At 69.3% G+C, this 25,295-nt stretch carries 35 protein-coding genes; 18 read left to right on the forward strand and 17 right to left on the reverse strand.

Features of this window, described 5'->3' with window-relative positions:
• Nucleotides 1–94: 94 nt before the first annotated feature.
• The 4 genes from SOM11_RS13635 (at nt 95) to SOM11_RS13650 (ending at nt 3,425) form a co-directional block, all read left to right on the forward strand.
• Nucleotides 95–898: a YoaK family protein gene (locus tag SOM11_RS13635; RefSeq protein WP_320478367.1), complete on the forward strand. Its 804-nt coding sequence runs from the start codon at nt 95–97 to the stop codon at nt 896–898.
• Nucleotides 891–2,282, forward strand: a complete 1,392-nt coding sequence (allB, locus tag SOM11_RS13640) for an allantoinase AllB (protein ID WP_320478368.1) — start codon at nt 891–893, stop codon at nt 2,280–2,282. Before SOM11_RS13635 ends, allB begins: the two co-directional genes overlap by 8 nt.
• Before the next feature lie 21 nt (nt 2,283–2,303).
• The gene (locus tag SOM11_RS13645; RefSeq protein ID WP_320478369.1) at nt 2,304–2,780 is read left to right on the forward strand and encodes a GNAT family N-acetyltransferase; all 477 of its coding nucleotides are present in this window, start codon (nt 2,304–2,306) and stop codon (nt 2,778–2,780) included.
• A gap of 144 nt (nt 2,781–2,924) precedes the next feature.
• Nucleotides 2,925–3,425: a GNAT family N-acetyltransferase gene (locus tag SOM11_RS13650; RefSeq protein WP_320478370.1), complete on the forward strand. Its 501-nt coding sequence runs from the start codon at nt 2,925–2,927 to the stop codon at nt 3,423–3,425.
• Nucleotides 3,426–3,498: 73 nt separating this feature from the next.
• On the opposite strand, the gene SOM11_RS13655 is transcribed toward SOM11_RS13650, so the two are convergent.
• Complete coding sequence (locus SOM11_RS13655; RefSeq protein ID WP_192059399.1) at nt 3,499–4,104, reverse strand: TetR/AcrR family transcriptional regulator; 606 nt, start codon at nt 4,102–4,104, stop codon at nt 3,499–3,501.
• A gap of 55 nt (nt 4,105–4,159) precedes the next feature.
• Between SOM11_RS13655 and SOM11_RS13660 the strand changes: the two genes are divergently transcribed.
• Together SOM11_RS13660 and SOM11_RS13665 are read left to right on the forward strand one after the other, a co-directional pair.
• Nucleotides 4,160–4,957: an SDR family NAD(P)-dependent oxidoreductase gene (locus SOM11_RS13660; RefSeq protein WP_192059397.1), complete on the forward strand. Its 798-nt coding sequence runs from the start codon at nt 4,160–4,162 to the stop codon at nt 4,955–4,957.
• Nucleotides 4,954–5,898, forward strand: a complete 945-nt coding sequence (locus tag SOM11_RS13665; protein WP_320478371.1) for an SDR family NAD(P)-dependent oxidoreductase — start codon at nt 4,954–4,956, stop codon at nt 5,896–5,898. The genes SOM11_RS13660 and SOM11_RS13665 overlap by 4 nt, the downstream gene beginning before the upstream one ends.
• Before the next feature lie 19 nt (nt 5,899–5,917).
• On the opposite strand, the gene SOM11_RS13670 is transcribed toward SOM11_RS13665, so the two are convergent.
• Nucleotides 5,918–6,310 (reverse strand): winged helix-turn-helix transcriptional regulator, encoded by a 393-nt coding sequence (locus tag SOM11_RS13670; protein WP_374231391.1) that lies wholly within the window; start codon nt 6,308–6,310, stop codon nt 5,918–5,920.
• A gap of 90 nt (nt 6,311–6,400) precedes the next feature.
• On the opposite strand from SOM11_RS13670, the gene SOM11_RS13675 reads away from it, so the two are divergent.
• Nucleotides 6,401–7,348: a nuclear transport factor 2 family protein gene (locus tag SOM11_RS13675; RefSeq protein WP_243214372.1), complete on the forward strand. Its 948-nt coding sequence runs from the start codon at nt 6,401–6,403 to the stop codon at nt 7,346–7,348.
• Between the two features lie 133 nt (nt 7,349–7,481).
• Here SOM11_RS13675 and kdpC read toward each other — a convergent pair whose 3' ends face one another.
• Genes kdpC through SOM11_RS13700 form a run of 5 tightly spaced genes read right to left on the reverse strand, consistent with a single transcriptional unit; the run spans nt 7,482 to nt 12,173 of the window.
• On the reverse strand, nt 7,482–8,087 hold the full coding sequence (gene kdpC, locus SOM11_RS13680; RefSeq protein WP_320478372.1) for a potassium-transporting ATPase subunit KdpC: 606 nt from the start codon (nt 8,085–8,087) through the stop codon (nt 7,482–7,484).
• A 27-nt stretch (nt 8,088–8,114) separates the two neighbouring features.
• On the reverse strand, nt 8,115–10,271 hold the full coding sequence (gene kdpB, locus SOM11_RS13685) for a potassium-transporting ATPase subunit KdpB (RefSeq protein ID WP_320478373.1): 2,157 nt from the start codon (nt 10,269–10,271) through the stop codon (nt 8,115–8,117).
• A gap of 2 nt (nt 10,272–10,273) precedes the next feature.
• Nucleotides 10,274–11,947, reverse strand: coding sequence for a potassium-transporting ATPase subunit KdpA (gene kdpA, locus SOM11_RS13690; RefSeq protein ID WP_320478374.1), 1,674 nt, complete (start codon nt 11,945–11,947; stop codon nt 10,274–10,276).
• Nucleotides 11,947–12,036, reverse strand: coding sequence for a K(+)-transporting ATPase subunit F (gene kdpF, locus SOM11_RS13695; RefSeq protein WP_159825887.1), 90 nt, complete (start codon nt 12,034–12,036; stop codon nt 11,947–11,949). The genes kdpA and kdpF overlap by 1 nt, the downstream gene beginning before the upstream one ends.
• Nucleotides 12,033–12,173, reverse strand: coding sequence for a hypothetical protein (locus SOM11_RS13700; protein WP_192059384.1), 141 nt, complete (start codon nt 12,171–12,173; stop codon nt 12,033–12,035). Before SOM11_RS13700 ends, kdpF begins: the two co-directional genes overlap by 4 nt.
• A gap of 189 nt (nt 12,174–12,362) precedes the next feature.
• Here SOM11_RS13700 and SOM11_RS13705 point away from each other — a divergent pair, with 189 nt between their 5' ends.
• The 6 genes from SOM11_RS13705 (at nt 12,363) to SOM11_RS13730 (ending at nt 16,130) form a co-directional block, all read left to right on the forward strand.
• Nucleotides 12,363–12,806, forward strand: coding sequence for a chemotaxis protein CheY (locus tag SOM11_RS13705; RefSeq protein WP_192059382.1), 444 nt, complete (start codon nt 12,363–12,365; stop codon nt 12,804–12,806).
• Nucleotides 12,803–13,102 (forward strand): winged helix-turn-helix domain-containing protein, encoded by a 300-nt coding sequence (locus SOM11_RS13710; RefSeq protein ID WP_192059380.1) that lies wholly within the window; start codon nt 12,803–12,805, stop codon nt 13,100–13,102. The genes SOM11_RS13705 and SOM11_RS13710 overlap by 4 nt, the downstream gene beginning before the upstream one ends.
• A gap of 20 nt (nt 13,103–13,122) precedes the next feature.
• The gene (locus tag SOM11_RS13715) at nt 13,123–13,425 is read left to right on the forward strand and encodes a putative quinol monooxygenase (protein ID WP_320478375.1); all 303 of its coding nucleotides are present in this window, start codon (nt 13,123–13,125) and stop codon (nt 13,423–13,425) included.
• A 145-nt stretch (nt 13,426–13,570) separates the two neighbouring features.
• A complete protein-coding gene (locus tag SOM11_RS13720; RefSeq protein WP_320478376.1) occupies nt 13,571–14,596 on the forward strand; it encodes an LD-carboxypeptidase in 1,026 nt (341 codons plus the stop codon).
• A 157-nt stretch (nt 14,597–14,753) separates the two neighbouring features.
• Nucleotides 14,754–15,368 (forward strand): helix-turn-helix domain-containing protein, encoded by a 615-nt coding sequence (locus SOM11_RS13725; protein WP_320478377.1) that lies wholly within the window; start codon nt 14,754–14,756, stop codon nt 15,366–15,368.
• A 21-nt stretch (nt 15,369–15,389) separates the two neighbouring features.
• Entirely contained in the window at nt 15,390–16,130 is a 741-nt protein-coding gene (locus SOM11_RS13730) for an NADPH-dependent F420 reductase (protein WP_320478395.1), read from the forward strand.
• 43 nt (nt 16,131–16,173) lie between these two features.
• On the opposite strand, the gene SOM11_RS13735 is transcribed toward SOM11_RS13730, so the two are convergent.
• The 5 genes from SOM11_RS13735 to SOM11_RS13755 form a co-directional block, all read right to left on the reverse strand.
• Nucleotides 16,174–16,695, reverse strand: a complete 522-nt coding sequence (locus SOM11_RS13735; protein WP_320478378.1) for a hypothetical protein — start codon at nt 16,693–16,695, stop codon at nt 16,174–16,176.
• 160 nt (nt 16,696–16,855) lie between these two features.
• Nucleotides 16,856–17,548, reverse strand: a complete 693-nt coding sequence (locus SOM11_RS13740) for an HAD family hydrolase (RefSeq protein ID WP_320478379.1) — start codon at nt 17,546–17,548, stop codon at nt 16,856–16,858.
• Between the two features lie 130 nt (nt 17,549–17,678).
• Nucleotides 17,679–18,083, reverse strand: coding sequence for a hypothetical protein (locus tag SOM11_RS13745; protein ID WP_320478380.1), 405 nt, complete (start codon nt 18,081–18,083; stop codon nt 17,679–17,681).
• Between the two features lie 40 nt (nt 18,084–18,123).
• Complete coding sequence (locus SOM11_RS13750; RefSeq protein ID WP_320478381.1) at nt 18,124–18,945, reverse strand: ornithine carbamoyltransferase; 822 nt, start codon at nt 18,943–18,945, stop codon at nt 18,124–18,126.
• A gap of 139 nt (nt 18,946–19,084) precedes the next feature.
• A complete protein-coding gene (locus tag SOM11_RS13755; protein WP_320478382.1) occupies nt 19,085–19,381 on the reverse strand; it encodes a YrhK family protein in 297 nt (98 codons plus the stop codon).
• Between the two features lie 367 nt (nt 19,382–19,748).
• On the opposite strand from SOM11_RS13755, the gene SOM11_RS13760 reads away from it, so the two are divergent.
• A complete protein-coding gene (locus tag SOM11_RS13760) occupies nt 19,749–20,306 on the forward strand; it encodes a GNAT family N-acetyltransferase (protein ID WP_320478383.1) in 558 nt (185 codons plus the stop codon).
• Between the two features lie 77 nt (nt 20,307–20,383).
• Here SOM11_RS13760 and SOM11_RS13765 read toward each other — a convergent pair whose 3' ends face one another.
• Both SOM11_RS13765 and SOM11_RS13770 read right to left on the reverse strand, forming a co-directional pair.
• On the reverse strand, nt 20,384–20,815 hold the full coding sequence (locus SOM11_RS13765) for a VOC family protein (RefSeq protein ID WP_197981780.1): 432 nt from the start codon (nt 20,813–20,815) through the stop codon (nt 20,384–20,386).
• 88 nt (nt 20,816–20,903) lie between these two features.
• Nucleotides 20,904–21,287, reverse strand: a complete 384-nt coding sequence (locus SOM11_RS13770) for a cupin domain-containing protein (protein WP_320478384.1) — start codon at nt 21,285–21,287, stop codon at nt 20,904–20,906.
• Nucleotides 21,288–21,366: 79 nt separating this feature from the next.
• Between SOM11_RS13770 and SOM11_RS13775 the strand changes: the two genes are divergently transcribed.
• Together SOM11_RS13775 and SOM11_RS13780 are read left to right on the forward strand one after the other, a co-directional pair.
• Nucleotides 21,367–22,134 (forward strand): GH25 family lysozyme, encoded by a 768-nt coding sequence (locus tag SOM11_RS13775; RefSeq protein ID WP_320478385.1) that lies wholly within the window; start codon nt 21,367–21,369, stop codon nt 22,132–22,134.
• 43 nt (nt 22,135–22,177) lie between these two features.
• The gene (locus SOM11_RS13780) at nt 22,178–22,762 is read left to right on the forward strand and encodes an NAD(P)H-dependent oxidoreductase (protein WP_320478386.1); all 585 of its coding nucleotides are present in this window, start codon (nt 22,178–22,180) and stop codon (nt 22,760–22,762) included.
• Nucleotides 22,763–23,013: 251 nt separating this feature from the next.
• Here the strand turns inward: SOM11_RS13780 and SOM11_RS13785 are convergent, their stop codons facing one another.
• Nucleotides 23,014–23,580, reverse strand: coding sequence for a hypothetical protein (locus SOM11_RS13785; protein WP_320478387.1), 567 nt, complete (start codon nt 23,578–23,580; stop codon nt 23,014–23,016).
• 90 nt (nt 23,581–23,670) lie between these two features.
• Complete coding sequence (locus SOM11_RS15060) at nt 23,671–24,207, reverse strand: putative immunity protein (RefSeq protein WP_341850018.1); 537 nt, start codon at nt 24,205–24,207, stop codon at nt 23,671–23,673.
• A 75-nt stretch (nt 24,208–24,282) separates the two neighbouring features.
• Between SOM11_RS15060 and SOM11_RS13790 the strand changes: the two genes are divergently transcribed.
• Nucleotides 24,283–24,423 carry a transcriptional regulator gene (locus SOM11_RS13790; RefSeq protein WP_320478388.1) on the forward strand — a complete coding sequence of 47 codons (141 nt, stop codon included), beginning with the start codon at nt 24,283–24,285 and terminating at the stop codon, nt 24,421–24,423.
• 20 nt (nt 24,424–24,443) lie between these two features.
• A complete protein-coding gene (locus SOM11_RS13795) occupies nt 24,444–24,581 on the forward strand; it encodes a hypothetical protein (protein WP_320478389.1) in 138 nt (45 codons plus the stop codon).
• Here SOM11_RS13795 and SOM11_RS15095 read toward each other — a convergent pair.
• Nucleotides 24,578–24,991 carry a GNAT family N-acetyltransferase gene (locus SOM11_RS15095; RefSeq protein WP_414655469.1) on the reverse strand — a complete coding sequence of 138 codons (414 nt, stop codon included), beginning with the start codon at nt 24,989–24,991 and terminating at the stop codon, nt 24,578–24,580. The genes SOM11_RS13795 and SOM11_RS15095 overlap by 4 nt on opposite strands.
• Nucleotides 24,992–25,295 lie beyond the last annotated feature (304 nt).

The following is a 25,295-nucleotide window of genomic DNA, read 5'->3' on the forward strand; positions in this document are numbered from 1 at the left end:
CCCGGCGTCCGACCCGCGCGACGGGCGGATCATGCCGACCCGCGCCTCCTCGGCTGGAAGAATCGGACCACCGTGCCGTGACGAAAGGACCCCCGTGAAGAAGTTCCGTGCCGATCAGGCGCGCATGCACCTGTTCATGATGCTCGCGCTGACGTTCACGACCGGCATCATCGACGCCGTCGGCTACCTCGGTCTCGACCGGGTGTTCACGGCGAACATGACCGGCAACGTGGTGATCCTGGGCATGGCGATCGCGCAGGCCGACGGGCTGCCGATCGTTGGTCCGATCGTCGCGCTCGTCGCGTTCATGATCGGCGCCGCGATCGGCGGGGCGATGCTGCGCTCGGCTCGCGCGGGCTGGTCGGGTCGCAGCACGATCGCGTTCTCGGTGACCGGCACGGTGCTGCTCGGCCTCGGGGTGTCGTGCTTCGTCGTGCTGCCGGTCGAGGGGTCGCCGTGGGCGTTCACCATCACCGGGCTGCTCGGTGCGGCGATGGGTCTGCAGGCCGCGGCGGCACGCAAGCTCGCAGTCGCCGACGTCACCACCGTCGTCGTCACGTCGACCATCGTGGGGCTCGCATCGGAGTCGAAGCTGGCCGGCGGCACGGGCAAGAACTTCCCGCGGCGGGTGCTCGCGGTGCTGATGATCCTGATCGGCGCGGGGGTCGGGGCCCTGCTGCTGCAGGTGCACATCGGCATCGGCATGGGGGCGGCCGGCGGGCTGACGCTGCTGGTCGCCCTCGCCGGTCACCTGCTGCGGAAGCGCCGCAAGGAGCTCGAGGCGGAGGAGGCGGAGGCCGCTGCGGCCGCCGAGACCGCCGCGCCCGGGACCGCCTCGCCCGGGACCGCCGTCGAGGAGGCGCGGGTCGCCCCGACCGCGGAGGGCACCCGTGCCTGAGCCGCTCGCCTCCGCTCCCTTCGATCTCGTGCTGCGCGCCGAGCGGGTGCTCGTCGACGGCGCTTGGCGGGCTGCCGCGGTGGCCGTGCGCGACGGCGTCGTCGCCGCGATCGGTCCCGTCGATGCGCCCTTCGCCACGACCGGCGTCGACGACGACCGTCTGCTGCCGCCCGACCAGGTGCTGCTGCCCGGCATGGTCGACACCCACGTGCATGTGAACGAGCCCGGTCGCACCGAGTGGGAGGGCTTCGCGTCGGCCACCCGCGCCGCCGCGGCCGGCGGTGTGACGACGATCGTCGACATGCCGCTGAACAGCATCCCGCCGACGGTGACGGTCGAGGCGCTCGATCTGAAGCGTGCCGCCGCCGCCGCGCAGTCGGTCGTCGACGTCGGCTTCTGGGGCGGCGTCATCCCGTCGAACCTCGGCACCGGCGATCTGCGAGCGCTGCACGAGGCCGGGGTGTTCGGCTTCAAGGCGTTCCTCTCGCCGTCGGGCGTCGACGAGTTCCCTCACCTGTCGACAGCGCAGCTGTTCGAGGCCCTGCGCGAGCTGACGGCCTTCGACGGTCTGCTGATCGTCCACGCGGAGGACCCGGGGCAGCTCGACGCCGCTGCGGCCTCGCTCGAGATCACCGCAGGAGGCGCGGTGTACGACGACTTCGTCCGGTCGCGCCCCGAGGCGGTCGAGCAGACCGCCATCGACCACGTGATCGAGGCGCTGCGGGAGACCGGCGGGCGGGCGCACGTGCTGCACCTGTCGTCGGCGTCGGCGCTGCCGGCGATCCGGGCGGCCAAGGCCGAGGGTCTGCGGTTGACGGTCGAGACGTGCCCGCACTACCTGACCTTCGACGCGGGCTCGATCGGCGACGGCGAGACGCAGTACAAGTGCTGCCCGCCGATCCGCGACGAGCAGAACCGCGAACTGCTCTGGGAGGCGCTGGTCGACGGGACGATCGACATCGTCGCATCCGACCACTCCCCCTCGACGGCGGCGTTGAAGTTCGCCGGCGACGGTTCGTTCGACCTCGCCTGGGGCGGCATCGCCGGTCTCGAGGTGAGCTTCCGGGCGGTGTGGACGGGTGCTCGGGCCCGGGGCATCGCGCTCGAGACGGTGGTCGGCTGGATGTCGTCGGGGACGGCCGCGCTCGTCGGGCTCAGTGCGGTTGCTGCCTCGAAGGGCTCGATCACCGTCGGCGGGGCGGCGGACCTCGTCGCGTTCGCACCCGAGACGCCGTTCACGGTCGACGCGTCGGCGCTGCGGCACCGCAACCCGGTGTCGGCGTTCGACGGCGCGTCGCTGATGGGCGCCGTCGCGGGGACCTGGGTGGCGGGCGCCATCGTGGACTCCGACGCGCCTCCCGCCCGTCTGCTCCGCCGGGGCTGACCCCCGGCGTACCGTCGAGGCATGACCCGCCGACCTCTCACGCACGCCGACCGGGCGCTCCTCCGGGAAGCGACCCTCGCGAACATGAACTGGAACACGACCCGGTTCACCTTCGACGACCTGGACGCCGCCGACGCGATCGCGCATTACTACACGGGCTTCCCCGCAGAAGGCGACTTCGGGCTCGTCGACTTCGACGGGGACATCGCACGGGCCGTCGGCTGGGTCGTCTTCCTGCCGGAGGACGACCCCGGCTACGGATTCGTCGATGCCGACACTCCGGAACTGAGCCTGACGACCTTCCAGGGATTCCGTGGCCAGGGCCTCGGGCGCGACCTGCTCTCGGAGCTGATCGCCCTGGCGTCGGCCCGGGGCCTCCCCGGCATCAGCCTGAGCGTCGAGGACGGCAACGGCGCACGACGTCTGTACGAGCGCGCGGGATTCCGGGTCGTCGGACGGAACGGCGACTCGGACACGATGCTGTTGAGCCTCGTCTGAGCCTGAAGGCGTCGGCGACGACCGTCGTGTCGAGCTGACCATCGACGAGGAGGCGCGGGCCTGGAGAACCCGGACCGCGCCTCCTGCAGGTCCGGTCAGCTCCGGCCACCGCGACATCGTCGCCGAGCGGGATACGGTGCGGGGATGCTTCCCGCCCCCTCCGCGCGGCTCCGATTCCGCGAGATGACCCCGGCAGACCTCGACGACATGGCTGATCTGCTCGGCGACCCGAGGGTCATGGAGTTCTACCCGGCACCGAAGAGTCGCGACGATGCGGCGCGATGGATCGCCTGGAACGAGGACAACTACGCCGCGCACGGCTTCGGTCTCTGGATCGTCGAGACGCATGCAGGGCTGTTCGTCGGCGACTGCGGGCTGACCTGGCAGGACGTCAACGGCGTCCCGATGCTCGAAGTCGGCTACCACGTGCGCGCGACGCTTCAAGGACGGGGCTACGCGACGGAGGCGGCAGCCGCCTGCCGGGACTTCGCCCGTGTCGAGCTCGACGCCACCGAACTCGTCGCGATCATCCATCCCGACAACACCGCCTCCGAGAGGGTCGCGCAGAAGATCGGGATGACTCGACGAGAGGACGACCACGGCGGACCCGTCGCCGTGCGCAGGGTGCTCGGCATGACGCTGTGAACGCGTCTCGGCGGCGATCCCCGGACCGTCCGCGCCGCAGCAGGACGACCGGACGGACGGGCCGATCCGGAGGTCAGACGCGCACGTGGTGCAGCGGGTCGAGCGCCGAGTCGAGTGCCGCCTCGAGCGGCCAGGACGAGCGCAGCGGCTGACTCATCACGAGACCGCCCTGCACCGCGGCGAGGATCACCATGGCGATGCGGTCGGGGTCGGCGTCCGCGTCGACGTCACCCGTCGACTGCATCTTGCGGACTCCCGCGGCGAGCAGGTCGCGCCATGCGCCCATGCTCTCGGCGATGACCCGTTCGAGCTCGGGGTCGGTCATGGCCGCCTGCGTCGCGAGTGATCCGATCGGACACGCCCATCGACCGAGGCCGAGGTAGTAGTCGACGAGGGCCTGCCGCCAGGCGATCCACGACTGCCACGAGCCGAGGTCGTCGATGTGCGGCTGCTGCGCTTCGAGCAGCTGGGCGCCCTCCCACGCCGCGACCTCGCGCACCAGCTCGGCTTTGCCGCCGGGGAAGTAGTGGAACAGCTGACTCTTGCTCGTCAGCGTCGCGGCCCGGACGGTGTCGAGGGTCGTCCCGCCGATGCCCGATGCGAGGATCTGCTCCCCCGTCGCCTCGATGATCCGTTGCCGGGTCGCCCTGCCGCGCTCGGTGAGCTTCGTCTCGTCCACTCGGCGATCCTACTCTCTTGGACCATTCAGTCCATTCGTGTGCTAGTAATGGACCATGAAGTCCAATGAAGAAGAACTGCAGACCCTGGCCGTCGATTCCCGCCTCGCCGGCAGGACCGCCCTGGTCACCGGCTCGACCAGCGGCATCGGCGAGGCGATCGCCCGCGTGCTCGCCGCCTCCGGAGCCGAGGTCGTCGTGAACGGGCGCGATGCCGACCGCGCCGACGCCGTCGTGCGCGTCATCACCGATGCGGGCGGGCGCGCCCACGCCGTCGTCGGCGACCTCGGCGGAAGCGCGTCGGAGGTGCGCCGCATCGCCGCAGAAGCCGAGTCCGCTCTCGGCGGGCGCGTCGACGTCATCGTCAACAATGCCGGCATCTACCCCGCGGGCCCCACCGCCGACCTCGCCGACGCCGATCTCGACGCCGTGCTGGCGGTCAACGTCCGTGCGCCGCACATCCTCGTCGCCGCCCTCGCCCCCGCGATGGTCGCGCGCGGCGGAGGTGCGATCGTCAACATCGGCTCGTGGATGTCTCGCGTCGGGGTCCCCTTCGGCGCCGCCTACACCGCCTCGAAGGCCGCCCTCGAGCAGATGACCCGCACCTGGTCGGCCGAGTTCGGACCCTCCGGCGTGGGCGTCACGACCGTGGCCCCCGGCGCGACGAGCACACCCGGCAACGCCGAGAGCGCCGACGTCCTCGCGGCGATGACGGCGGGCACCGTCGCGGGCCGACCCGTCCGCCCCGTCGACGTCGCCTTCGCGGTGCGCTGGCTCGTCTCGGACGAGGCGGTGTTCGTGCACGGCAGCACCGTCGACGTCGACGGCGGCATCACCGCGACTCGACTCGCATGACCGTCGACCCGGCCGACCCGGACACCCCGAGGTTCGGGGAGTCCTCGACCGCCCACGACGTGATCGAGGGGATCGATCTGCATGGGCGGAACGCCCTGGTCACCGGCGCCAGCTCGGGCATCGGCGTCGAGACGGTGCGGGCTCTCGCCGAGGCCGGTGCCACGGTCGTCCTCGCGGTCCGTGATGTCGACGCCGGCCGGAGCACGGCCGACGAGATCAGGGCACGGAACCCGGCAGCGGACCTCCGCGTGATGGAGCTCGATCTCGCCGACCTCGACTCCGTGACGCGGTTGGCCGGGGCGTGGTCGGGGCCTCTGCACCTGCTGGTGGCCAACGCCGGCGTCATGCACGTCCCCGAGCGGCGCACCGCCAGGGGGCACGAATGGCACTTCGGCGTCAACCACCTCGGGCACTTCGCCCTGGCGACGGGTCTTCACGGGGCGCTGGCCAGCGCCGACGGAGCGCGCATCATCTCCTTGTCGTCGAGCGGCCACGGCGCGAGCGGGATCCGCTTCGACGACATGCACTTCCGCCGCACCCCGTACGACGCTGGGCTGGCCTACGGGCAGTCCAAGACGGCGAACGTGCTCTTCGGCATCGAGGCCACGCGCAGGTGGCGCGACGACGGCATAACGGCCGCGGCGGTGATGCCCGGGGGGATCTGGACCGGGCTGCAACGCCACTGGGACCCTGCGGTGCTGGCCGAGATGAAGGTCCGCTACTCCGACGGCGTCAAGACGGTCGAGCAGGGCGCCGCGACGTCGGTGTTCGTCGCCACTCGAGCGGAGCTCGGTGTCGGCGCCCCGGCGTACTGGGAGGACTGCGGCCCGGCGGACGTCGTCGACGACATCGTCGACGGGATCCACGGCGTCGTGCGTCACGCCCTCGACCCCGACGCGGCCCGGCGCCTGTGGTCGGAGTCCGAGGCCCTGATCGGATAGAGATCGGAGGCGACGGGTGTCAGTCGACGGAGGATCGATCGACGATCGTGTCGGCGTGCTCGACGATCCAGTCCATGAGGGGGACGAGTCGCGCGGCCAGTTCGGCGCCGCTCTCGGTGAGCGAGTAATCCACCCGGGGCGGGATCGTGGGCTGGGCGACCCGGTTCACGATCCCGTCGTGCTCCAGCGTCCGCAAGGTGGAGGCGAGCATCTTCTCGCTGATCCCCTCGATCGTGCGCCGCAGTTCGCCCCACCGCATGCCACCCTGCTCGAGCGCCAGGAGCACGAGCACGCCCCACCGGCTCGTGACATGTGTGAGCACGACTCGCGAAGGACACGCCGCAGGGAAGCGCGCCGGGGCACCCCGATCATGCGCGGGCGGTGCGGGCGGTTCCACGATTCCGACATCCATGTAAGCAACTTACAAAAAAGTGCGTACCTCCGCTGGGGAGAGTTCTCTGCGATGCTGCGATCCCGATCGCTCACCATCGAAGGAGTACTCGTGCCCACCATCTCCACCGCCCGTCGTGCCCGCCTCGCCCGCGGCACGGCCGTCCTCGCCGGAGTCGCCCTCCTCACCGGAGTCGGCGTCGCCACACCGGCAGCAGCTGCTCCCGGCGACCGACCGGAGGCGAGCGTGACGGTCGCCGCAGACCGTGCGGACACCCGCACCGAACAGCGCAACGCCTGCACCGTGCGGATGCTCCTCACGAAGACCTTCGGCGACCCCGACAGCAGGTCCTCCCAGCAGCTCGCGGCTCGGTTCGTCTCGCCGAGCGCGGTCGCACGCGGAGCAGGGACCGCCGCGGGGCCCGAAGGACTCCTGGCCCGGTTCGCGGCGGACCGCGCCCGCGTTCCCGGTGCCCAGGCGGTGATCAAGCGCGTCGCAGCCGACGGCGACCTCGTCGCGGTGCACTGGCAGATCACGTCGGACCCCCGCGACGAACGGAGCGGTGACGCCGCCGTCGATCTGTTCCGCCTCCAGCACGGCCGGATCGTCGAGCACTGGTCGCTCGAGCAGCCCGTTCCGACCGGCACACCGGCGAGCGGGAACACGAACACCATGTTCAGCGATCTGTACCGGCCGGCACGTCCGACCGCCGCACCGTCGGAACGTCAGGAGGAACGCAACCGCATCCTCGCGGTGTCGGCGTACGACACGCTGTTCCGCGACCAGGACGCCTCGATCCTCGACCGGGCCTTCGACCCCGCGTACCTGCAGCACAACCCGGTCGCTCCGAACGGGACGGCAGCGCTGAAGCAGCTGTTCGGCAGCGGTGCGCAGTTCCCGGCGCAGCAGTCCGTCATCTCGCTCTCCGACGGCGACATCGTCTGGACCTTCTCCCAGGCGGTCGGCGCGAAGCCCGGCGACCCGCTGCTCGCAGCCGACCTGTTCCGCGTCGACGGCGGACTCATCCGCGAGCACTGGGATGTGGTCCCCACCAGCTAGCGGCCGGAGGGCCGCCACCTCGAGCAGCGAAGTCGTCGTCGGCGGGGTCGCAGGCGGCGGGATCGCCTTTCGGGGCGGCACCGGGCGGCACCCGGCGTCGCCCCGCTCGACGGAGCCGCTCCGCTCGACGGCGTCAGCGTGACGTCGCGGCCAGGGCCGTGTTCAGCTCGAGCACGTTCACGGTGGGCTCGCCGAGGTAGCCGAGGTCGCGGCCCCGGGTGTGCTCCGCCACCAGGGCCTCGACGTCCGCCAAGGGCAGATCGCGCGCCGCGGCGACGCGTTCGATCTGGATTTGCGCGTACTCCGGGCTGATGTGCGGGTCGAGCCCGGACGAGGAGGCGGTGAGCGCGTCGACGGGGACGTCCTCCGGGGCGACGCCGTCGCTCGCGGCGATCGCGGCACGGCGTTCGTCGATCGCGGCGATGAGGTCCTCGTTCTCGGGTCCGTAGTTGCTGCCGCTCGAGGCGGAGGCGTCGTAGCCGTCGCCCGCTGCGGAAGGCCGTGACTGGAACCACTCCGGCAGGGCGGCCCCGTCGGCGTCGGTGAACGACTGCCCGATCAGGGACGAGCCGACGGTCTCGCCGTCGAGCGCGACGGCGGATCCGTCGGCCTTGCCGCCGAAGGCGAGCTGTCCGACGCCGGTGATGACGGCCGTGTAGGCCACGCCGAGCACGAGGGTGAAGACGAGCATCGCACGGAGGGCGACGCCGTGCTGGCGGAGGAGGGTGCGTGTGTTCATGGTCTCTTTCCCGGTTCCGGTCGCCGGCTAGAAGCCGGGGATGACGCTGACGACGAGGTCGATGAGCTTGATGCCGACGAACGGGGCGACGACGCCGCCGAGTCCGTAGACGAGGAGGTTGCGCGACAGGATCGACGAGGCCGACGCTGCGCGGTACTTCACACCCCGCAGGGCGAGCGGGATGAGCACGACGATGACCAGCGCGTTGAAGACGATCGCCGACAGGATCGCGGAGGCCGGCGAGCTGAGCTGCATGAGGTTGAGCAGCCCGAGCCCGGGGAACACCCCGGCGAACATGGCCGGGATTATCGCGAAGTACTTCGCGATGTCGTTGGCGATCGAGAACGTGGTGAGGGCGCCGCGGGTGATGAGCAGCTGCTTGCCGATCCGGACGATGTCGATCAGCTTCGTCGGGTCGCTGTCGAGGTCGACCATGTTGCCGGCCTCCTTGGCGGCCGACGTGCCGGTGTTCATGGCGACGCCGACGTCGGCCTGGGCCAGCGCGGGGGCGTCGTTGGTGCCGTCGCCGGTCATGGCGACGAGCGCGCCTCCTTCCTGCTCCCGGCGGATCAGCGCGAGCTTGTCCTCGGGGGTGGCCTCGGCGAGGTAGTCGTCGACACCGGCCTCGGCCGCGATCGCCTTGGCCGTGAGCGGGTTGTCGCCCGTGATCATCACGGTGCGGATGCCCATGGACCGCAGCTCCGCGAAGCGCTCGCGCAGGCCGGTCTTGACGACGTCCTTCAGGTAGACCACGCCGAGCACACGGGCATCGGCCGTGGTCGTCTTCATCGCGACCACCAGCGGTGTACCGCCGGCGTTCGAGATCTCGTCGATGCGGGCCTGGAGCTCGTCGTGCTCGCTCGAGGCGAGGCGGCGATCCTCCTCGACCCACGAGATGATCGAGTTGCCGGCGCCCTTGCGGATCCGGGTGCCGTCGGGCAGATCGAGCCCCGACATCCGGGTCTGCGCGGTGAACGGCACGATCTCCCCCTGCTGGTCGCCGGCATCGAGCCAGCCCGTCGTCAGCGCGAGGTCGACGATCGACTTGCCCTCGGGCGTCGGGTCGGCCAGGGAGGACCGCGCCGCGGCGTCGACGAGCTCGGCCCGCGCGATGCCGTCGAGGGGCGTGAACTCGGCGGCTTGGCGGTTGCCGTAGGTGATGGTGCCGGTCTTGTCGAGCAGCAGCGTCGTCACGTCGCCTGCGGCCTCGACCGCGCGCCCCGACATGGCGAGCACGTTGCGCTGCACGAGGCGGTCCATGCCGGCGATGCCGATCGCGCTCAGCAGCGCGCCGATCGTCGTCGGGATGAGGCAGACCAGCAGGGCGATCAGCACCGGGATGCTGACGGAGGCGTCGCTGTACCCGGCGATCGGGTTCAGCGTCAGGGTCACGACGACGAAGACGATCGAGAGGCTCGCGAGCAGGATGTTCAGCGCGATCTCGTTGGGCGTCTTCTGTCGGGAGGCGCCCTCGACGAGGCGGATCATCCGGTCGACGAAGGTCTCGCCCGGCTTGCTCGTGATGCGCACGACGACCCGGTCGGACAGCACGCGGGTGCCGCCGGTGACGGCGCTGCGGTCGCCGCCCGACTCGCGGATCACCGGGGCGGACTCGCCCGTGATCGCCGACTCGTCGACGCTGGCGATGCCCCAGACGATGTCGCCGTCGCCCGGGATCAGCTCGCCGGCGGTCACGACGACCGTGTCGCCGAGCGTGAGGTCGGCGGATGACACGGACTCCGAGGAGGCGCGCTCGGCACCGGCGTCGGACGTCGCGTCGTACGAGAGGACGCGCTGGGCGGTGGTGCTCGTGCGGGTCGCCTTGAGGGTCTCGGCCTGCGCCTTGCCGCGCCCCTCGGCGACGGACTCGGCGAGGTTGGCGAAGACGACGGTCAGCCAGAGCCAGATCGCGATGGCCCAGGTGAAGGAGCCGGGGACGGGCGACCCGCCGGAGGACTGCGGACCGGTGAACAGACCCGCGATCGCGAGGATCGTCGTGTAGGCGGCGCCCACCTCGACGATGAACATGACCGGGTTGTGCCACATCTCGCGGGGGTCCAGCTTGCGCAGGGCGCCGGGCAGCGCCGCGACGAGCTGGGCGGCGCTGAAGGCGCCGCCGCGGTCCGTCGGAGCAGCCTCCTGGTCGTGATCGACGGTGGCGGGTGTGTCGGTGATGGTGGACATGGTTACTGCAGCCCTTCAGCGAGCGGTCCCAGTGCGAGGACGGGGAAGTAGGTCAGCGCGGTGATGATCACGGAGACGCCGGTGAGCAGGCCCACGAACTGCGGGCGGTGGGTGGGGAGGGTCCCGGCGGTCGCGGGGATCCTGTCCTGCGCGGCGAAGGAGCCGGCGAGGGCGAGCACGAGCACGATCGGCAGGAACCGGCCGAGCAGCATGGCGACGCCGAGGGTCGTGTTGAACCAGGGGGTGTTCGCGGTGAGGCCGGCGAAGGCCGAGCCGTTGTTGTTCGCGGCCGAGGTGAAGGCGTAGAGGACCTCGCTGAAGCCGTGCAGGCCGGGGTTCCAGATCGACGTGCCCTCGACGTCGGCGCGGACCGCGGGGATCGCGAAGCTCAGCGCGGTGAAGGCGAGCACGATGGTCGGCGTGACGAGGATGTACAGGCTGGCGAGCTTGATCTCGCGCGGCCCGATCTTCTTGCCGAGGTACTCCGGCGTGCGGCCGACGAGCAGACCCGCGATGAACACCGTGATGACGGCGAGCACGAGCATCCCGTAGAGACCCGATCCGACGCCGCCGGGGGCGATCTCGCCGAGCATCATGTTGATCATCGGCATCATGCCGCCGAGAGCGGTGTACGAGTCGTGCATCGAGTTGACGGCACCGGTCGAGGTGAGGGTCGAGGTGGAACCGAAGAGGGTCGACCCCCAGATGCCGAACCGCGCCTCCTTCCCCTCCATCGCGCCGCCGGCGAGCTGTGTCGCGGTGCCGGCACCGCGGAGCTCGAACCAGGTCATGGCGCTGAGCGAGACGGCGAAGATCGTCGTCATGACCGCCGCGATCGCGACGCCCTGCTTCGTCGAGCCGACCATGCGGCCGAAGGTGCGCGGCAGCGAGAACGGGATGACGAGCATCATCAGGATCTCGAACACGCTCGTCCAGGGCGCGGGGTTCTCGAAGGGGTGGGAGCTGTTGGCGTTGAAGAAGCCGCCGCCGTTCGTGCCGAGCATCTTGATCGCCTCCTGCGAGGCGACCGGCCCGCCGGGGATCGTCGCGGTCCCGCCGGTCAGGGTCGTGACGTCGGTGAACCCGGCGAAGTTCTGGACGACCCCGCCCGCGACGAGCACGACGGCCGCGACGACGGCCAGCGGAAGGAGGAGGCGGACGAGCGTGCGGGTCAGGTCGACCCAGAAGTTGCCGAGCGTGCCGCTCTTCGCGCGGGCGAGCCCGCGGATGACGGCCACGGCGACCACGATGCCGACGGCCGCGGAGACGAAGTTCTGGACGGCGAGACCGCCGAGCTGGACCGCGTACCCGAGGGTCGTGTCGGGCGAGTACGACTGCCAGTTGGTGTTCGTGACGAAGGAGGCGGCGGTGTTGAAGGACAGCCCCTCGGGCACGGCGGGGAAGCCGAGCGAGTACGGCAGGAACGCCTGGAGGCGCTGGATCGCGTAGACGAACAGCACGCCGATCAGCGAGAAGGCGAGGACGCCGCGCAGGTAGGCGGGCCACGTCTGCTCGGAGGCGGAGTCGACGCCGATCAGGCGGTAGAAGCCGCGTTCGACGCGAGAGTCCTTCGCAGTGGTGAACAGTCGGGCCATGTGGTCGCCGAGGGGGCGGTACACGACGACCAGGACGACGACGACGGTCAGGATCTGGAGGATGCCGAAGAGGGTGTCCATCAGAACCGCTCGGGCTTCACGAGCGCGTACACGAGGTAGGCGAGTGCGGCGACGGCCAGTACGACCGCACCGATGCTGAAGACGATCACAGCTTCTCGACCCCCTTCGCGACGAGGGACACCACTGCGAACACAGCGATGACGGCGAGCACGTACACGATGTCGAGCACTACGACTCCAAGAGAAGGATCGACGGGCCACCAGGACCCGGTGCCCGTCGTGGGCACAGCGAGTCAGTAGACACCGGGATGCGGCCGTGTCGGACGGCCCTTACGGGTTCCTCACGCGAAAACGGGAGTTCCTCACGGAGACCACACGGCCGCACAGCGTCTAGGTCTCGTAAGAAAGTGCTTGCACCATTGGAAAGTACTTTCTATGATGAGAACACGAACACCCACCCAGAGAGGATCAGCACCATGACGAACAGCACGTCCCTCCCCACACCCGACGAGGCCCGCCGCCTCCTCGCCGACGCCGATGCGACCGGCCGCCAGGCGACCTCGACCGCGAGCTGGCCCGCCGTCGCCGTGCTGCTGGCCCTCGGGTCGACCCTGTCGCTCGGCACCCTCGCCATGGGTCTCACCTCCGGCACGAACTACCTGATCGCGATGCTCGCTCTCGTCGTCTGGATCGCGGTGATCATCGCGTTCCAGCTCGCGTTCCTCCGCTCGCACAAGAACGGGTTCGGGCGACGGTGGGGCCTCTACATGGGCGTCATCTTCGCGGTCTACCTCGTCGCGATGCTCGTCGTCTCGACCTCCCAGGGCGAGGCGCTGCTGGCCTCGAGCCTGCTGGCCCTCGCGCTGCTCGCACTCTCCGTGGGTGCGGCGACGTACGAGGCGAAGGCGGCTCGGCGATGAGCGAGCAGCACCCGCGCCTCCGGCTGTCGGACACCCTGCACCAGCCCGTGCGCTTCTCGATGACCGCGGCCCTCGCGGCAGCGGACCAGCTCGACTTCGCCGACCTCCGCGATGCCGTGCAGGTCAGCGACTCGACACTCAGCAAGCAGGTCAGCGTGCTCGAGGCGGCCGGCTACGTGCAGGTCAAGAAGGGGTTCGTCGGCAAGCGACCACGGACCTCCCTCAAGCTCACGGCGGAGGGCCGCACGGCGTGGGCCGCCCATCTGGCGACGCTGCGCGAGATCGCCGCCGGCTGAGCCCGCGGTAGCCTCGCGACATGACCTTCGTGAACGTGGGCACCCTCGGGGCCGCACCCGGAAAGCGCGATGAACTCGTCGCCCTCCTCACCGAGCGCAACGAGAGCCTCACGGGCGCCGGATGCCGGGCCTACGAGGTCGGGGTGGACGACGATCAGCCCGACACCGTCTTCGTCGTCGAGCTCTGGGACTCGGCGGAGGCGCACCGCGCCTCCCTCGCCCTCCCCCAGGTGCAGGACGCGATCGCCAGAGCCCGCCCCCTGCTCGACGGCACCTTCGGCGGACACCGCTTCACCGTCGTGGGATCGCCCCTCCGCGACTAGATCGGCGTACGCTCCCCGCTCGGCCGTCGGGCGGGGCGCGGGCGCGGGCGCCGGCTGCCGACTCTAGAGAGCCCGCGCCATCGTGAGCTCGCTCCGGAACCTGCCGTGACACCGAATCCGTTCTTCGCCTTGCTAGCGTCGACGGATGGCCGGCATCACGTACCCCACGCCGCTCCGGGCGGGAGGACGCATCGAAGTGCCCGCTCCTTCGATGGGGGTCCCCGACGAACTCCACGAGCGTCTCCGTGCAGCGGTGGCCTCGCTGACCGACCGCGGTCTCGATGTGCACGTCCGGGATCACGCCACCATCGGCGGACTCGTTCCCGCATCCGCTGGCGATCGCATCGTGGATCTCCACGACTCTTTCCGCTCCGGCGACACGGTGCTGCCTCCCTGGGGAGGTGAACTGGCCGTCGAGCTGCTCGACGGCATCGACTGGGCGGCCCTCGCGTCGACCCGGACCTGGTTCGTCGGCTGGTCGGACATCTCCACCCTGCTCCTGCCGTTGACCACCCTCACCGGGCTGGCGACGATGCACGGTGCGAACCTCATGGACGAGCCATGGGAGTTGCCGACGGAATTCCACCGCTGGACAGACGTCGCGAGCATGCCGGCCGGGAGCTCGTTCGAGCAACGCAGCGCACCGCGTCGCCGCTCACGCCCCTGGGCCGCCTGGAGCGAAGAGCCCCTCGATCGAGACCGCGCGTACGAGACCCCGACCAGATGGCGCACGCTCGACGGTGAAGATGACGTCAGCATGAGCGGGCGACTCATCGGCGGATGCCTCGAGACCGTGTCGCTCCTGGCGGGTACACCCTACGGAGACGTGCCCCGTTTCGCCCTCGAACACGCCCCAGAAGGAACCCTCGTCTACCTGGAGGCCGCGGGCTCCGACTCGGTCGCCGTCCTGCGCATGCTCCGATCCCTTCGGCTGGCCGGATGGTTCGACGCCGCCGAGGGCGTCTTGATCGGGCGCACGAACGGCCCGGACAGCTCGGAACTGAGTCAGGAAGATGCCGTGCGACGAGCGCTGGGAGACGTCGACATCCCCGTCATCCTCGATTTCGACACCGGCCATCAACCCCCGCAGATGCCGTTGGTCAACGGCGCTCTCGCCGACGTCGCCCTCGTCGACGGGCAGGGCAGCATCACGCAGCACCTGACGGCCTGAGGCGTCGGTCGACGATCACCTACCTGTCGGCCGGAGACGACCCCTTCCGATCATGCGCCGGCGGCACACTTCGTAGTGGATCCTTTGCATTCTCAGCAAACGGAGATAGTCTCCTGATCTATGCGGAGAAGGTCTCCGGTCAGAGCAGAGGATCTCCATGGTCGGTGACGTGAGCACGAGGGCCCGCGAGCCCAGAGCTGATGCACGACGCAACCGGGATCTCATCCTGGGGACGGCCGAGAGGCACTTCGCCGAGCACGGAGTCGGCGGCTCACTGGACGCGATCGCGAAGCAGGCAGGTGTCGGCGCGGGCACGCTCTACCGTCATTTCCCGACTCGCGAAGCACTGCTGGCCGCTTTGCTGGCCGGCCGCGACGAGGAGCTGATAGCTCGACGCGAGCGCCTGCGAACTGCGTCCGTCAGCACCGCCGAGGCGCTCGACGGCTGGCTCGGAGCCGTCGTCATGTGGGCTGGGGCGTTCGAGGGCCTTCCTGGACCTCTGCGGGAGGCGACCACGACGAGTGCATCACCCCTCGCCACGACCTGCGAGGGGTTCGTGACGACCACGGCGGAGTTCCTCGAGGCGGCCCAACGAGATGGTCTGGCGCGCAGCGACATCCGTCCACGTGACCTGTTCCTCGCCGCACTGGCGACGAGCTGGGTGCAGGGTGCCGCTCTCGCCGACCATGCCTCGGCTGCGGCGCTCTCCGCTCTGACACGGACGGGATGGGCGGCGCCGGAACCTCCTCGGCCCGCGCGACCCCGCAACTGACAGCACGTTCGCCTGCCCATCATCAGCACCGACCACGACACGAAGGAGATAGACATGAAGCGCATCGGAATCATCGGCAGCGGAGCCATCGGAAGCGGCATCGCCCGGTTGGCCGTCGCCGCCGGCTACGAGGTGCTGATCGCGAACTCACGAGGCCCGGAGTCGCTGCGTGGCCTGATCGACGAACTAGGGACCCAGGCGCAGGCCGGCGACAGCCGCGAAGCCATCGAGTTCGGCGAGGTGCCGGTCCTGGCCGTGCCACTCGGCGCGTATGAGGCGCTCCCTGGCGAGGCGTTCTCCGGCAGGACCGTCCTCTCGACGGGCAACTACTACCCGCACCGGGACGGCCGGATCGCGCGCCTCGATTCGCTCGAGGTCAACACGGCCGAGTTGGAGCGCGAGCTGCTGCCCGGGGCCGTCGTGACCAAGGCCTTCAACAACATCCTGTTCCACCACATCCCCGCCCTGGCCCACTCCACTCCCCGCACCGCCCTCGCGGTCTACGGCGACGAGGATCATGCCAAGAAGCGGGTCTCGGCGATCGTCGACGACCTCGGCTTCGAGCCGGTCGACGGGGGGACACTGGCCGAATCGTGGCGAGCAGAGCCCGAGTCGGGGGCGTACACGCCCATCTACGCCGCCGACCTCGATGGGTTCATTGCGGACTATCTGTCCGACCCTGGGGCCCCCGTCACCGCGGACCACCTCCGTGAGCTGCTGGCCGCGTCGACGCGGCCGGACGTCGCCGCACGTCAGTTCTGACTCGGACTGATTCCGTGGCGGATCGGCGTCCGTGCAGCAGCGGTCACCCCTCGACGGGAGCGATGGCCACGGCGTAGACGGTCGGGGCACCGGAGAGGCCGAGACTGACACGCGGTGCGTCCGGGCTGCTGTCGTATTCGAAGCTGATCGTCTCGTCCGTGCATGTCGCATCCGGGGAGCCGGGAGCCGCGGGGTCTTCGGGTTCCTGCAGGCGGACCGTGATCGTTCCGCTACCCAGGCACGCCACATCGACCGCGTATCGCCCCGGGGGCTCCTCCGGTGCAGACACCATCAGCTGAGACGAGGTGCCGTCGCTGAGCCAGCCACTCTGATTCACCAGCCGCCCTGCTGCACCGGGCGCGGGGAGTGCGCTGGCCGCCCAGTCGGAGATGTCTTCGCGAGGCAGCGGCAGCTCATCCAGATCCTCTTCCGCCCCGTCCGCGTCCGCCTCGGAACCGCCTGCCGACGCAGGAGCAGACGCGGAGCTCGTCGGCGGGGAGCTCGCCCCTCTGTCGTCGTCGCTCGTCGTGCACGCGGTCGTGAGCCCCGCCGCGACGGCCGTCACGGCAGCCGCTGCCGCTCGGAGAGACAGGACGGTGAGCCGGCTCCTGCGGGACGGACGCGATGCGGACATGCGGTTCCTCTCGACGGTGAGCGCCACACGGTACCCGGTGCGACCGAGCACCGTACAGCCCTGTCCGTAGCCCTGCCTCCGCAGAGCACTCCTATCGAGCTCCCTCGGATGCTGCGATCGAGGACGTGACGAGCTCACCGATCGGGAGCCCACGGCTGCGGTGGTCGTCGACCAGGAGCGGCTGCATCCCCGCTGCCCTGGCTCCGTCGGCGTCCTTCACCGGATCGTCGCCGACGAAGAGGCACGCCGCCGGCTCGACCCCCAGTTCAGAGGCGAGAACTGCGAAGGCCCTCGCGTCGGGCTTCGCGAAGCCGATGCGCTCCGACGTGCAGACGACGTCGAAGGCGTCGAAGAGACCTGTCCGCCGGAGCTTCGCCAGCTGCTGAGCCTCCGTCCCGTTCGTCAGCAATCCGATGCGGTGACCGGACGCGCGCAGGCTCCGAAGGAGGGGCAGCGCATCGGGAAATGCCCGCCAAGCCGACTCGTACGCCCGCAGGTACTCGCTGAACAGCTCGTCGATCTCGATGTCGCTGTGAGGGACGTCGACCCCGAGCGGCGGGAGGACCGAGCGCAACCGCTGACGGCGCTGCTCCGAGAAGCTGATCTCACCCGCCCGCCAGCGTTCGTAGTGCTTTTCTTCGGCGGCGAACCAGCTAGCGATAGTCGATTCCGACGCGACCACGTCGAGTGAGTGGAGGAAGCGGACCACCGCTGCACGTGCCGAACCCTGGTGATCGAACAACGTGCCGTCGAGGTCGAAGCAGACCGCATCCACTGGCGTCACCGCGCCAGTGTGGAAGCGGCCGTCGAGTTTTTCGAGCTTCGGGATCTGGACGGGAACAAGATCGGCTTCATGACGGAACCGACCTGATTCCGGCCACGGTCGATGAACGAGTCGCCTTGGTGCCGGGCCATCAGATGCGTTCCTTTCGCCCTCTTCGGAGGGCGAGCCCCGTCGCGACGGTCATCGCCACGACGAGGAGGACGAGTGACGCGATGATCAGGACGCGCTCGTCAGCGGCGAACCCGCTCGCGAAGAGCGTCCAGAGCGGTACGACAGAGCAGCTCAGTCCGAAGAGCGTGACCGCCACGACGTTCATCGCACGTTCGTTCTTGAGCGCGACGAGAACGATGGTGAGGGCGAGAAACGCGAGGATGATGAAGGTCCCGACTGTGGCGGGGGCGATGCGCGCGCCGGCTCTGCACGATTCAGGTGCTGGATAGATCGCCGGGCAGATCTGTTCGGCGCCCGTCGCGAGCCATGTCGCGGCCAGCCCGGATGCCGCGATCGCCAGGAGTCGAAGCACGAAGGTCCCCATGCCGACATTGTCTCAATCGATCGACTACAGGGGCTCGTCGTCATCCGAGGTCGAGGCAGAATGCCATGACCGCCTGCTGCACAGGGAGGAGCGGGGCCTTGAACGCGTGACCGACGAAGGCCGCGTGCGACACGGCGTCGGCACTCACCTCGCGGCCGCGGACGAACGGCGGGCACGGAGCGAAGCGGACCCCTGCCGGCGCGAGATCGAGAAGGGCCCCAGTGACCCGATAGGGCTCGAGGAGCTCGGCGTGAGACCCGGGACCGTCGGTGAGGACGACGTCCGCTGATCTGATGGCCGCTTCCAGGTCATCCGTCCAGAGAGCGCCCGGGGTCGCGAGCTCAGCCGGGCAGCACTGGATGAGATCCAACTGCAGCACCCTCGCGGCCTCCTGCCATGCCCTGGCGATGTTGCCGTCGGCGCCGACGAAGAGGAAGCGGAGCTCTGAGATGTCGCCCCTGCGGCGCAGGGAGTACAGGTCGGAGAGCACCTCGCATGGGTGGTTGACGTCGGTCATCGCGTTCACGACGGGCAGCGAGTGAGCCGCCGCCAGGCCCTCGATGACGGAGAGGTCGGGGTGCCGAGCCACGATGATGTCGACCCAGGCGTCCAGATACCGGGCGACATCGGCCAGAGACTCCGGCTTGTCGAGCGTGGTGTCGGGGAGAACGATCGGCTGGAGCCCCATCAGCGACGCCCCGCGCTCGAACGTGGCTCTCGTCCGCAGACTGCTCGGCGGAAAGAACATGACCGCCGCCCCCTCCTTGACCGGCCCACGGCCCTCGCTGTACGCATCCGCCAGAGCGAACACCTGGAGGACGTCTGCCGCAGACCACTCGTCGAGCTTGGTGAGAGAACGCATGCAACCACCGTAGAGACCGCCCGGTCATCGGCTGACGTCGGCGCCGACCACTCCGGACGGCACCGGGCGCACCTGGCCTCGAGTCCAGAGTGGAACCGTCGGAGGCGCCAGGCCGTCGGATGCGTCAGACCGTCGCAGGTCAGAAATCCTGTCCGCTGTCTCCGGGTGCGCCGCTGCCGGAACGCTGCAGATGGATGCGACGAGCGAGTCTGATGAGGGGTCGGATCATCAGCTGGATGCTGCCGAGCAGAAAAAGCCACGTACCCGTGATGGTGGTGGACTCGGAGAAGAAGAGGATGCTGCCCACCACGAACCAGGCCGCGACCATGATGTCGTTGACGATGCTCACGACTTCGTACTTGTGTCGGATCACGATCTCGTCTCGTCCGATGGAGAAGCTCACGGTCCGGCCGTCGGAGTCTGAGTCGGGTGCCATCGCTCCATGGAACCACCAGCCCCCGGCCACGGTCGTGGCGCAAAGGGGCGGAGATCCGGGTTTCGGTGCTTTCAGGCGGGGCCGCCGCGCAGGGGTGCGCGAAGCCGGCCCCGCCCTCGACATCGACAGACGGCCGACGCGACGAGGATCAGAATCGCCGCGGTAGCCGGTCGAGGGCGGATGGCCGATCCCGAAATCGGTCCATTCCTGGCGCGTAACCAGCGCGCTTACCGAGATCTATTACAACGCATGCACTTTGCGCTGTCGACCCTGGCGTGCGCCCGTCTCGCATTTCGGCCAGACCTCGATGATCGTCGGATCTGCGGCGACTGAATCCTGATCGACGACGCAGGGGAGAATGGTGGACATGACCCACCCGATCCAGGCGACGCCGACCGAGCGTCTGACGCTCTCCCGCCCGACCGATCGAGATCTGCCGGAACTCCACGCCCTGCACGCCGACCCGGAGGTCTGGAGGCACCTCCCGTCCGCACGCCACACCGAGCCGTCCCAGACACGCGAACTGGTCGATCGGTACCTGGCGGGATGGGAGGTCAACGGCGTCGATGTCTGGGTCGCGCGGGACACGGCGACGGGCGCGCTGGTCGGCATGGGCGGCCCCAGCCTCCGCGGGGGCCTCGCCTGGAACATCTACTACCGGCTGGCTCCATCGGCGTGGGGCCGGGGCTACGCGCAGGAGATCGTCGCAGCGGCTCGACAGGCGGTGTCCGCGACGGGGCGCGACCTGCCGATGGTCGCGTCCCTCCTCGAGCACAACGAGGGATCGCGTCGTGCGGCCCAGCGGGCGGGCCTCGAGCTCGTGTGGCGCGGCCCGGACGAGGGGAACCCCGACCCGGATGCGGTACGGCTCCTCTTCGCCGACCGCCCCCTCAGCGACGACGCGCTCCGCCTCTTCGCCTCCTAGATGAGGGCCGGCGGACTGCCACCAGGGACCAGCCGAGTCGGACACACCGTCGTCGCACCCTCCCGGTGATCGATCGTCTACCGGGCGACCCGTCGACGCCCCGCCGAAGACTGGAACCTGATCAGGTAGCCGTCTGGATCCTGGACCAGGAACTGCTGCACGCCGGCCTCCTCCTCCCCGACGCGGTACCACTTCGTCTCCAGCTGCATGAAGAGCTCGACACCGGCGTCGTGGAGCCTGGTGGCCAAGGCGCCACTGTCGAGAACCGTGACCTGGAAGTTCGCTCCGCGACCCAAGGGGCGCTGCAGAGGGCCCGTGACCCAGTTCCTGCCGACTCCGATCTGCTCGAGCATGATGTGCGCCGAGCCGAGGACGATGTACGCGAACAGCTCGTCCGGTCGCGCATAGCTGATGGTGAAACCGCAGAGGTCGCACCAGAAGGCGATGCTTCGATCAAGATCGGTGACGAGCAGCTCCGGGACGAGCGCGGGTTCCATGGCATCAGTCACCCGCACATCGTCGCACCCGGATCCCACCACTCACGCCCGCCCTTTGCGTGATCGTCCACCGGACACACCGTTCACACTGCCTCAGAGGTCAGCGGAAGTCGCCGATCTGCCTCTCGACCGGAACCGTGCCCTCGACGACGACGTCGCCGGTGTGGGCCGTCGTGACCGTCTCGATCAGGACGATCTCGACCTCTTCGTCCGCGATCGGGTTGTGCTGCACCCCTCGCGGGACGACGTGGAACTGCCCCGGGCCGAGTACGACCTCCTCGTCGTCAGGCAGTTGGATCCGGAGGCGGCCCGAGACGACGAGGAACATCTCGTCCTCGGCATCGTGGGCGTGCCAGACCAGCTCACCGAGCAGCTTGGCGACCTTCACGTACTGGTCGTTCACCTGCCCGACGACCCGCGGCGTCCAATGATCCCGAACCTCACGAAGCTCAGCAGCGACGTCGATCCCGTGCAGATAGGTCATGAGACCATCGTGGTTCCTGGGTGGCATGACCTGCAGGTCGCATCCGACAACGAATGAGGCTCCGCATTGGAGGACCTGGATGGTAGCCAGAGCACGCCCGCTTCCTCGACCGCGTCGGCGGCGCCGCGTCGTGCTCGCGGCCGCCGGGGTCGCCCTCGCCCTGCTCGTCGTCGCCGCGCTCCTCCTGACGGGAACGCTCTGGCCCACCCGCACGGCGGCCCTCCGGTACCCGGTGCAGGGCGTCGATGTGTCCGCCTACCAGGGCACGATCGACTGGGATGTCCTGGCGGAGGAGGACATCGACTTCGCGTGGATCAAAGCCACGGAGGGCTCGAGCTACCAGGACCCCCGATTCGACGACAACTGGGCCGACGCACACGACACCGACCTGCTCGTCGGCGCGTACCACTTCCTCAGCGTCGACAGCCCGGGAGCCGATCAGGCAGCCAACGTCATCGCCGCCGTCTCCCGGAACGGGGGTGATCTGCCCGTCGTGGTCGACGTCGAGTGCTACGCGGAGTACTGCGACGCCCCTCCCCCGGCAGACGCGGTCCGGGAGGTGCTCGACCCGCTCCTGCTGGCCATCGAACGGCACTACGGCCGACCGGCTGTGCTCTACGCGACCCGCGACTGGTACGAGCGGTACCTCGCCGGGAACTACCCCGACAACCCCATCTGGTTCCGCTCCGTCGCCACCTCGCCGCATCTCGCCGACGACCGCGACTGGACCTTCTGGCAGTGGTCCGCGCGCGAACGACTCGACGGATACGACGGTGATGAGGAGTTCATCGACATGAACGCCTTCCGAGGCGACCGAAGGGAACTGGAGTCGCTGCTGCTGCCCTGACAGAGCGGCGGGGCGACCAGCCGCGTCCGCTTGACTGGGGTGCGTGAACACCCTCATCGTCACCGCGCACCCCGATCAGACCTCCCTCACCGCCGGCATCGCCCGGCAGATCCTCGAGGCACTGCAACCCGGCGAGGGCGCAGTCGCCGACCTCGCCGCTGAGGGCTTCGACCCACGCTTCGGTCTCGCCGATCGGGCCTGCTACCGCGGCGACGGGGGGACCCCCGCCGACGTCGTCCGTGAGCAGCTTCGGCTCGATGCCGCCGACCACCTCGTCCTGGTGTTCCCCGTCTACTGGTGGTCGATGCCGGCGCTGTTGAAGGGCTGGATCGATCGCGTGTTCATCAACGGTTGGGCCTTCAGCATCGACGAGAGCGGCACACGGCGCAATCTCGGCAGGCTCACCGTCCACCTCGTCGCCGTCGCGGGCGACGCCGCCGGCACGTACGAGCGGCACGGCTACGAGCAGGCGCTCCGCACGCAGATCGAGCACGGGATCGTGGACTACGTCGGAGCTCGGCGCGGTTCCGTGGCCTTCGTGCACGAGTCGGAACAGGACGACGCGGACGCGCGCCAAGCCCTCGTCGAGGACGCCGTCCGAGAGACCGTTCGCGCCGTCCAGAGGTAGGGGCCGAGGGCTCAGCGCCAACCGTGCCCTCGTGGCACGCCCGATGCACGATTCGGCTACCGGGCGAACGCGAGTTCCTGGCAGACGGCCCTCCGTGCAGCGGGGATCGTCTCCACCGGTGGCGCAGGGCACGTAGCCGGACGTGAGCCCCGGTCCACCGCCGACGAGCTGGAAGTTCGAGGCCCACATGCCGAAGAGCGTCAGGATGACGATCGACCGTCGGGCGACCGGATGCAGGAGACGTCGATCCTCTAGCGGACGCGCTTCGCATGCTCCGCGATGACCTCGTAGAGCTGCTTGTGCAGATCCAGGGAGCCGTGCCAATCATCGGCGAGGAGCAAGCTGTGATCGGCACCCTCCATCGTCTGGACGACTGCATCTGTCTGGAGGCGCATCGCAGGTGACCACAGTGGATCCCGACTGCCTCCGACGGCGAGATGGGCCGCCGATGCCTGAGCCAACGCGTCGAGGATCACCGCCTCGGTCAGGACCGGCGTGAGCCACACGCCCGGAACAGCGTGTGCCACTGCCCACGGCAGGCCGAGGGTGCCGAACGACTTGGCGACGACGAGATCGACACGGCCACCCGCTGCATCGCCGGCCTGCTGCAACTCACGCTCGACGTCAGCCTGTGATTCGTCCGCCGCCTGTGGATTCACGTCCCATTCGACCGCCCGAACACGCCACCCCTGTTCACAGAGCAGGACAGCAGACCAGTAGAGCAACGGCGCTTTAGCGGTGTACCCCGTGCCGGGAAGGATCACGGCCACCGGAGCGGTCTCCTGCTGGGCCGACCCCGGCCAGGTGAACGAGCTCATGCCTCGAGACTAAGAGCCAGCTGGCGACAGCGGGGACGGCTCGGTGCACGATCCCCTTCGGGACCTGCACAAGAGGACCACAGGGGAAGCTCAGTCCTGCTCGATGTCTGTGAGGGTGCGCTGCAGAGCATGGATCGTCTCTCCGAGCACACCGGAAGCCAGGAGCCCCGGACCGAGAGGGCCGGACGAGTCCTCCCCGAGAAGCGGCAGGGTGTGGAGTGCGGCCCGGACCGAGCGGCTCATGTGCTGCACTTGCCACCGGACCTCGGTCTCACCTCCGCTCGGCGATGCCAGCTCGGCCGCTTTCGCTGCATAGGCGGCTGCGCCGAGAGCGTGAGCGCCCATGTGCGCTACGGCAGCCACCTGCCCCGCGGACCACGCAGCGGCCTTCCCCGCCGGCGACCTGGCTGACTGCGCGGCCCGCCCCGCGACGAAGCGCCGCCGTATCTCTCCCGCTGCATCCAGTTCACCTCGCGAGAACGCACGCGCTCGAGCGATCCCGTCCCGTGGTCGGTCTTCATCCGGAGCCTCGGCCTCGAAGAGAGGCAGGACTCTCTCAGCGCAGTCAGCAGCCCATGCTGCGACGAGACGACGGTCACCTTCGGACAGCGACTGAGGAGAGAGCATGCCAGCACTCTCGCAGACGGCCCGGCCGACGATCGTCCGGAGCGGTCCTCCACGTGGACTCCCCGACTTCTACTCGTGCTCGAGGCGGCCGGATTCGTGCACGTCAAGAAGGGACTCGTCGGCAAGCGACCACGGACCTCCCTCAAGCTCACGGCTGAGGGCCGCACGGCGTGGTCGGCCCACCTGGCGACGCTGCGCGAGATCGCCGCCGGCTGAACCCGCGATCGAGTCGCGACATGACCTTCGTGAACGTCGGCATTCTCGGGGCCGCACCCGGAAAGCGCGATGAACTCGACGCCCTCCTCACCGAACGCAACGAGAGCCACGCGGGCGCCGGATGCCGGGCCTACGAGATCGGGGTGAATGACGACTAGCCCGACACCGTCTTCGTTGTCGAGCTCTGGGACACCGCAGACGCGCACGGCGCCTCCCTCGCCCTCCCCCAGGTGCAGGACGCGATCGCCAGACTCGAAATCGTGTTCGGCGTCCGACGGGATGATGCGCGGCGCCCGCTGGCCGCTCTTCTACCGGAAGTTCCGCAGCACCTTAGCGAGTTGATGGTCGCATAAGGCGAGGTCGAGAGGGGAGGGACGGGCTCGTAGACGAGATGCCGATATAGTCCGTGCGCCTCAGCAAGATCAGCACGCACTGTCAACCGGAGGGTGCGAATGCCACGCTCGGCGCTCAGAGATTCGATCTTGCCCACCAAGGCCTTTCCAGCGCCGCGTCCGCGAGTAGAGGCGTCCAAAGACACCCGAGTCAACTTAGCAACCCCCGGCTCCACGACCTTCCGCCCTCGCAGCCCACGACCCGTTCTTCATTTCGAACGATGACGAGAAAGCCGGTATCGCCCCTGAGATCGTCACAGAATAAAAATTCGGTCGCTGGCTGAATAAGCAATTTTCAAGACGGCGGCGGCCCCGCTGAACAGCCGACGTCACTCGGCCGGGAACGCAAACGCTGACCGGCCGGTTTCGCCATCCACGTCAAACGAAGCATGAAGTAGGAGATAAGGCGGTCGGCTTGTGAATCGGCGATCACTAGGGCGTTCCATGAGATCGAGAGGGTCGGCATCACCGAGCGGCGTG

The sequence above is a fragment of the Frigoribacterium sp. CFBP9029 genome, assembly GCF_034045305.1.
Taxonomy (GTDB): Bacteria; Actinomycetota; Actinomycetes; order Actinomycetales; family Microbacteriaceae; genus Frigoribacterium.

What these genes read in the sequence shown, in the direction of transcription:
- SOM11_RS13645 (WP_320478369.1), top strand. Translation starts at nt 2,304, where the DNA reads ATGACCCGCCGACCTCTCACGCACGCCGACCGGGCGCTCCTCCGGGAA.
- SOM11_RS13650 (WP_320478370.1), top strand. Translation starts at nt 2,925, where the DNA reads ATGCTTCCCGCCCCCTCCGCGCGGCTCCGATTCCGCGAGATGACCCCG.
- SOM11_RS13660 (WP_192059397.1), top strand. Translation starts at nt 4,160, where the DNA reads ATGAAGTCCAATGAAGAAGAACTGCAGACCCTGGCCGTCGATTCCCGC.
- SOM11_RS13665 (WP_320478371.1), top strand. Translation starts at nt 4,954, where the DNA reads ATGACCGTCGACCCGGCCGACCCGGACACCCCGAGGTTCGGGGAGTCC.
- SOM11_RS13670 (WP_374231391.1), bottom strand. Translation starts at nt 6,310, where the DNA reads ATGGATGTCGGAATCGTGGAACCGCCCGCACCGCCCGCGCATGATCGG.
- kdpC (WP_320478372.1), bottom strand. Translation starts at nt 8,087, where the DNA reads ATGAACACACGCACCCTCCTCCGCCAGCACGGCGTCGCCCTCCGTGCG.
- kdpB (WP_320478373.1), bottom strand. Translation starts at nt 10,271, where the DNA reads ATGTCCACCATCACCGACACACCCGCCACCGTCGATCACGACCAGGAG.
- kdpA (WP_320478374.1), bottom strand. Translation starts at nt 11,947, where the DNA reads ATGGACACCCTCTTCGGCATCCTCCAGATCCTGACCGTCGTCGTCGTC.
- SOM11_RS13705 (WP_192059382.1), top strand. Translation starts at nt 12,363, where the DNA reads ATGACGAACAGCACGTCCCTCCCCACACCCGACGAGGCCCGCCGCCTC.
- SOM11_RS13710 (WP_192059380.1), top strand. Translation starts at nt 12,803, where the DNA reads ATGAGCGAGCAGCACCCGCGCCTCCGGCTGTCGGACACCCTGCACCAG.
- SOM11_RS13715 (WP_320478375.1), top strand. Translation starts at nt 13,123, where the DNA reads ATGACCTTCGTGAACGTGGGCACCCTCGGGGCCGCACCCGGAAAGCGC.
- SOM11_RS13720 (WP_320478376.1), top strand. Translation starts at nt 13,571, where the DNA reads ATGGCCGGCATCACGTACCCCACGCCGCTCCGGGCGGGAGGACGCATC.
- SOM11_RS13725 (WP_320478377.1), top strand. Translation starts at nt 14,754, where the DNA reads ATGGTCGGTGACGTGAGCACGAGGGCCCGCGAGCCCAGAGCTGATGCA.
- SOM11_RS13745 (WP_320478380.1), bottom strand. Translation starts at nt 18,083, where the DNA reads ATGGGGACCTTCGTGCTTCGACTCCTGGCGATCGCGGCATCCGGGCTG.
- SOM11_RS13750 (WP_320478381.1), bottom strand. Translation starts at nt 18,945, where the DNA reads ATGCGTTCTCTCACCAAGCTCGACGAGTGGTCTGCGGCAGACGTCCTC.
- SOM11_RS13755 (WP_320478382.1), bottom strand. Translation starts at nt 19,381, where the DNA reads ATGGCACCCGACTCAGACTCCGACGGCCGGACCGTGAGCTTCTCCATC.
- SOM11_RS13760 (WP_320478383.1), top strand. Translation starts at nt 19,749, where the DNA reads ATGACCCACCCGATCCAGGCGACGCCGACCGAGCGTCTGACGCTCTCC.
- SOM11_RS13770 (WP_320478384.1), bottom strand. Translation starts at nt 21,287, where the DNA reads ATGACCTATCTGCACGGGATCGACGTCGCTGCTGAGCTTCGTGAGGTT.
- SOM11_RS13775 (WP_320478385.1), top strand. Translation starts at nt 21,367, where the DNA reads ATGGTAGCCAGAGCACGCCCGCTTCCTCGACCGCGTCGGCGGCGCCGC.
- SOM11_RS13785 (WP_320478387.1), bottom strand. Translation starts at nt 23,580, where the DNA reads ATGAGCTCGTTCACCTGGCCGGGGTCGGCCCAGCAGGAGACCGCTCCG.
- SOM11_RS15060 (WP_341850018.1), bottom strand. Translation starts at nt 24,207, where the DNA reads ATGCTCTCTCCTCAGTCGCTGTCCGAAGGTGACCGTCGTCTCGTCGCA.
- SOM11_RS13795 (WP_320478389.1), top strand. Translation starts at nt 24,444, where the DNA reads ATGACCTTCGTGAACGTCGGCATTCTCGGGGCCGCACCCGGAAAGCGC.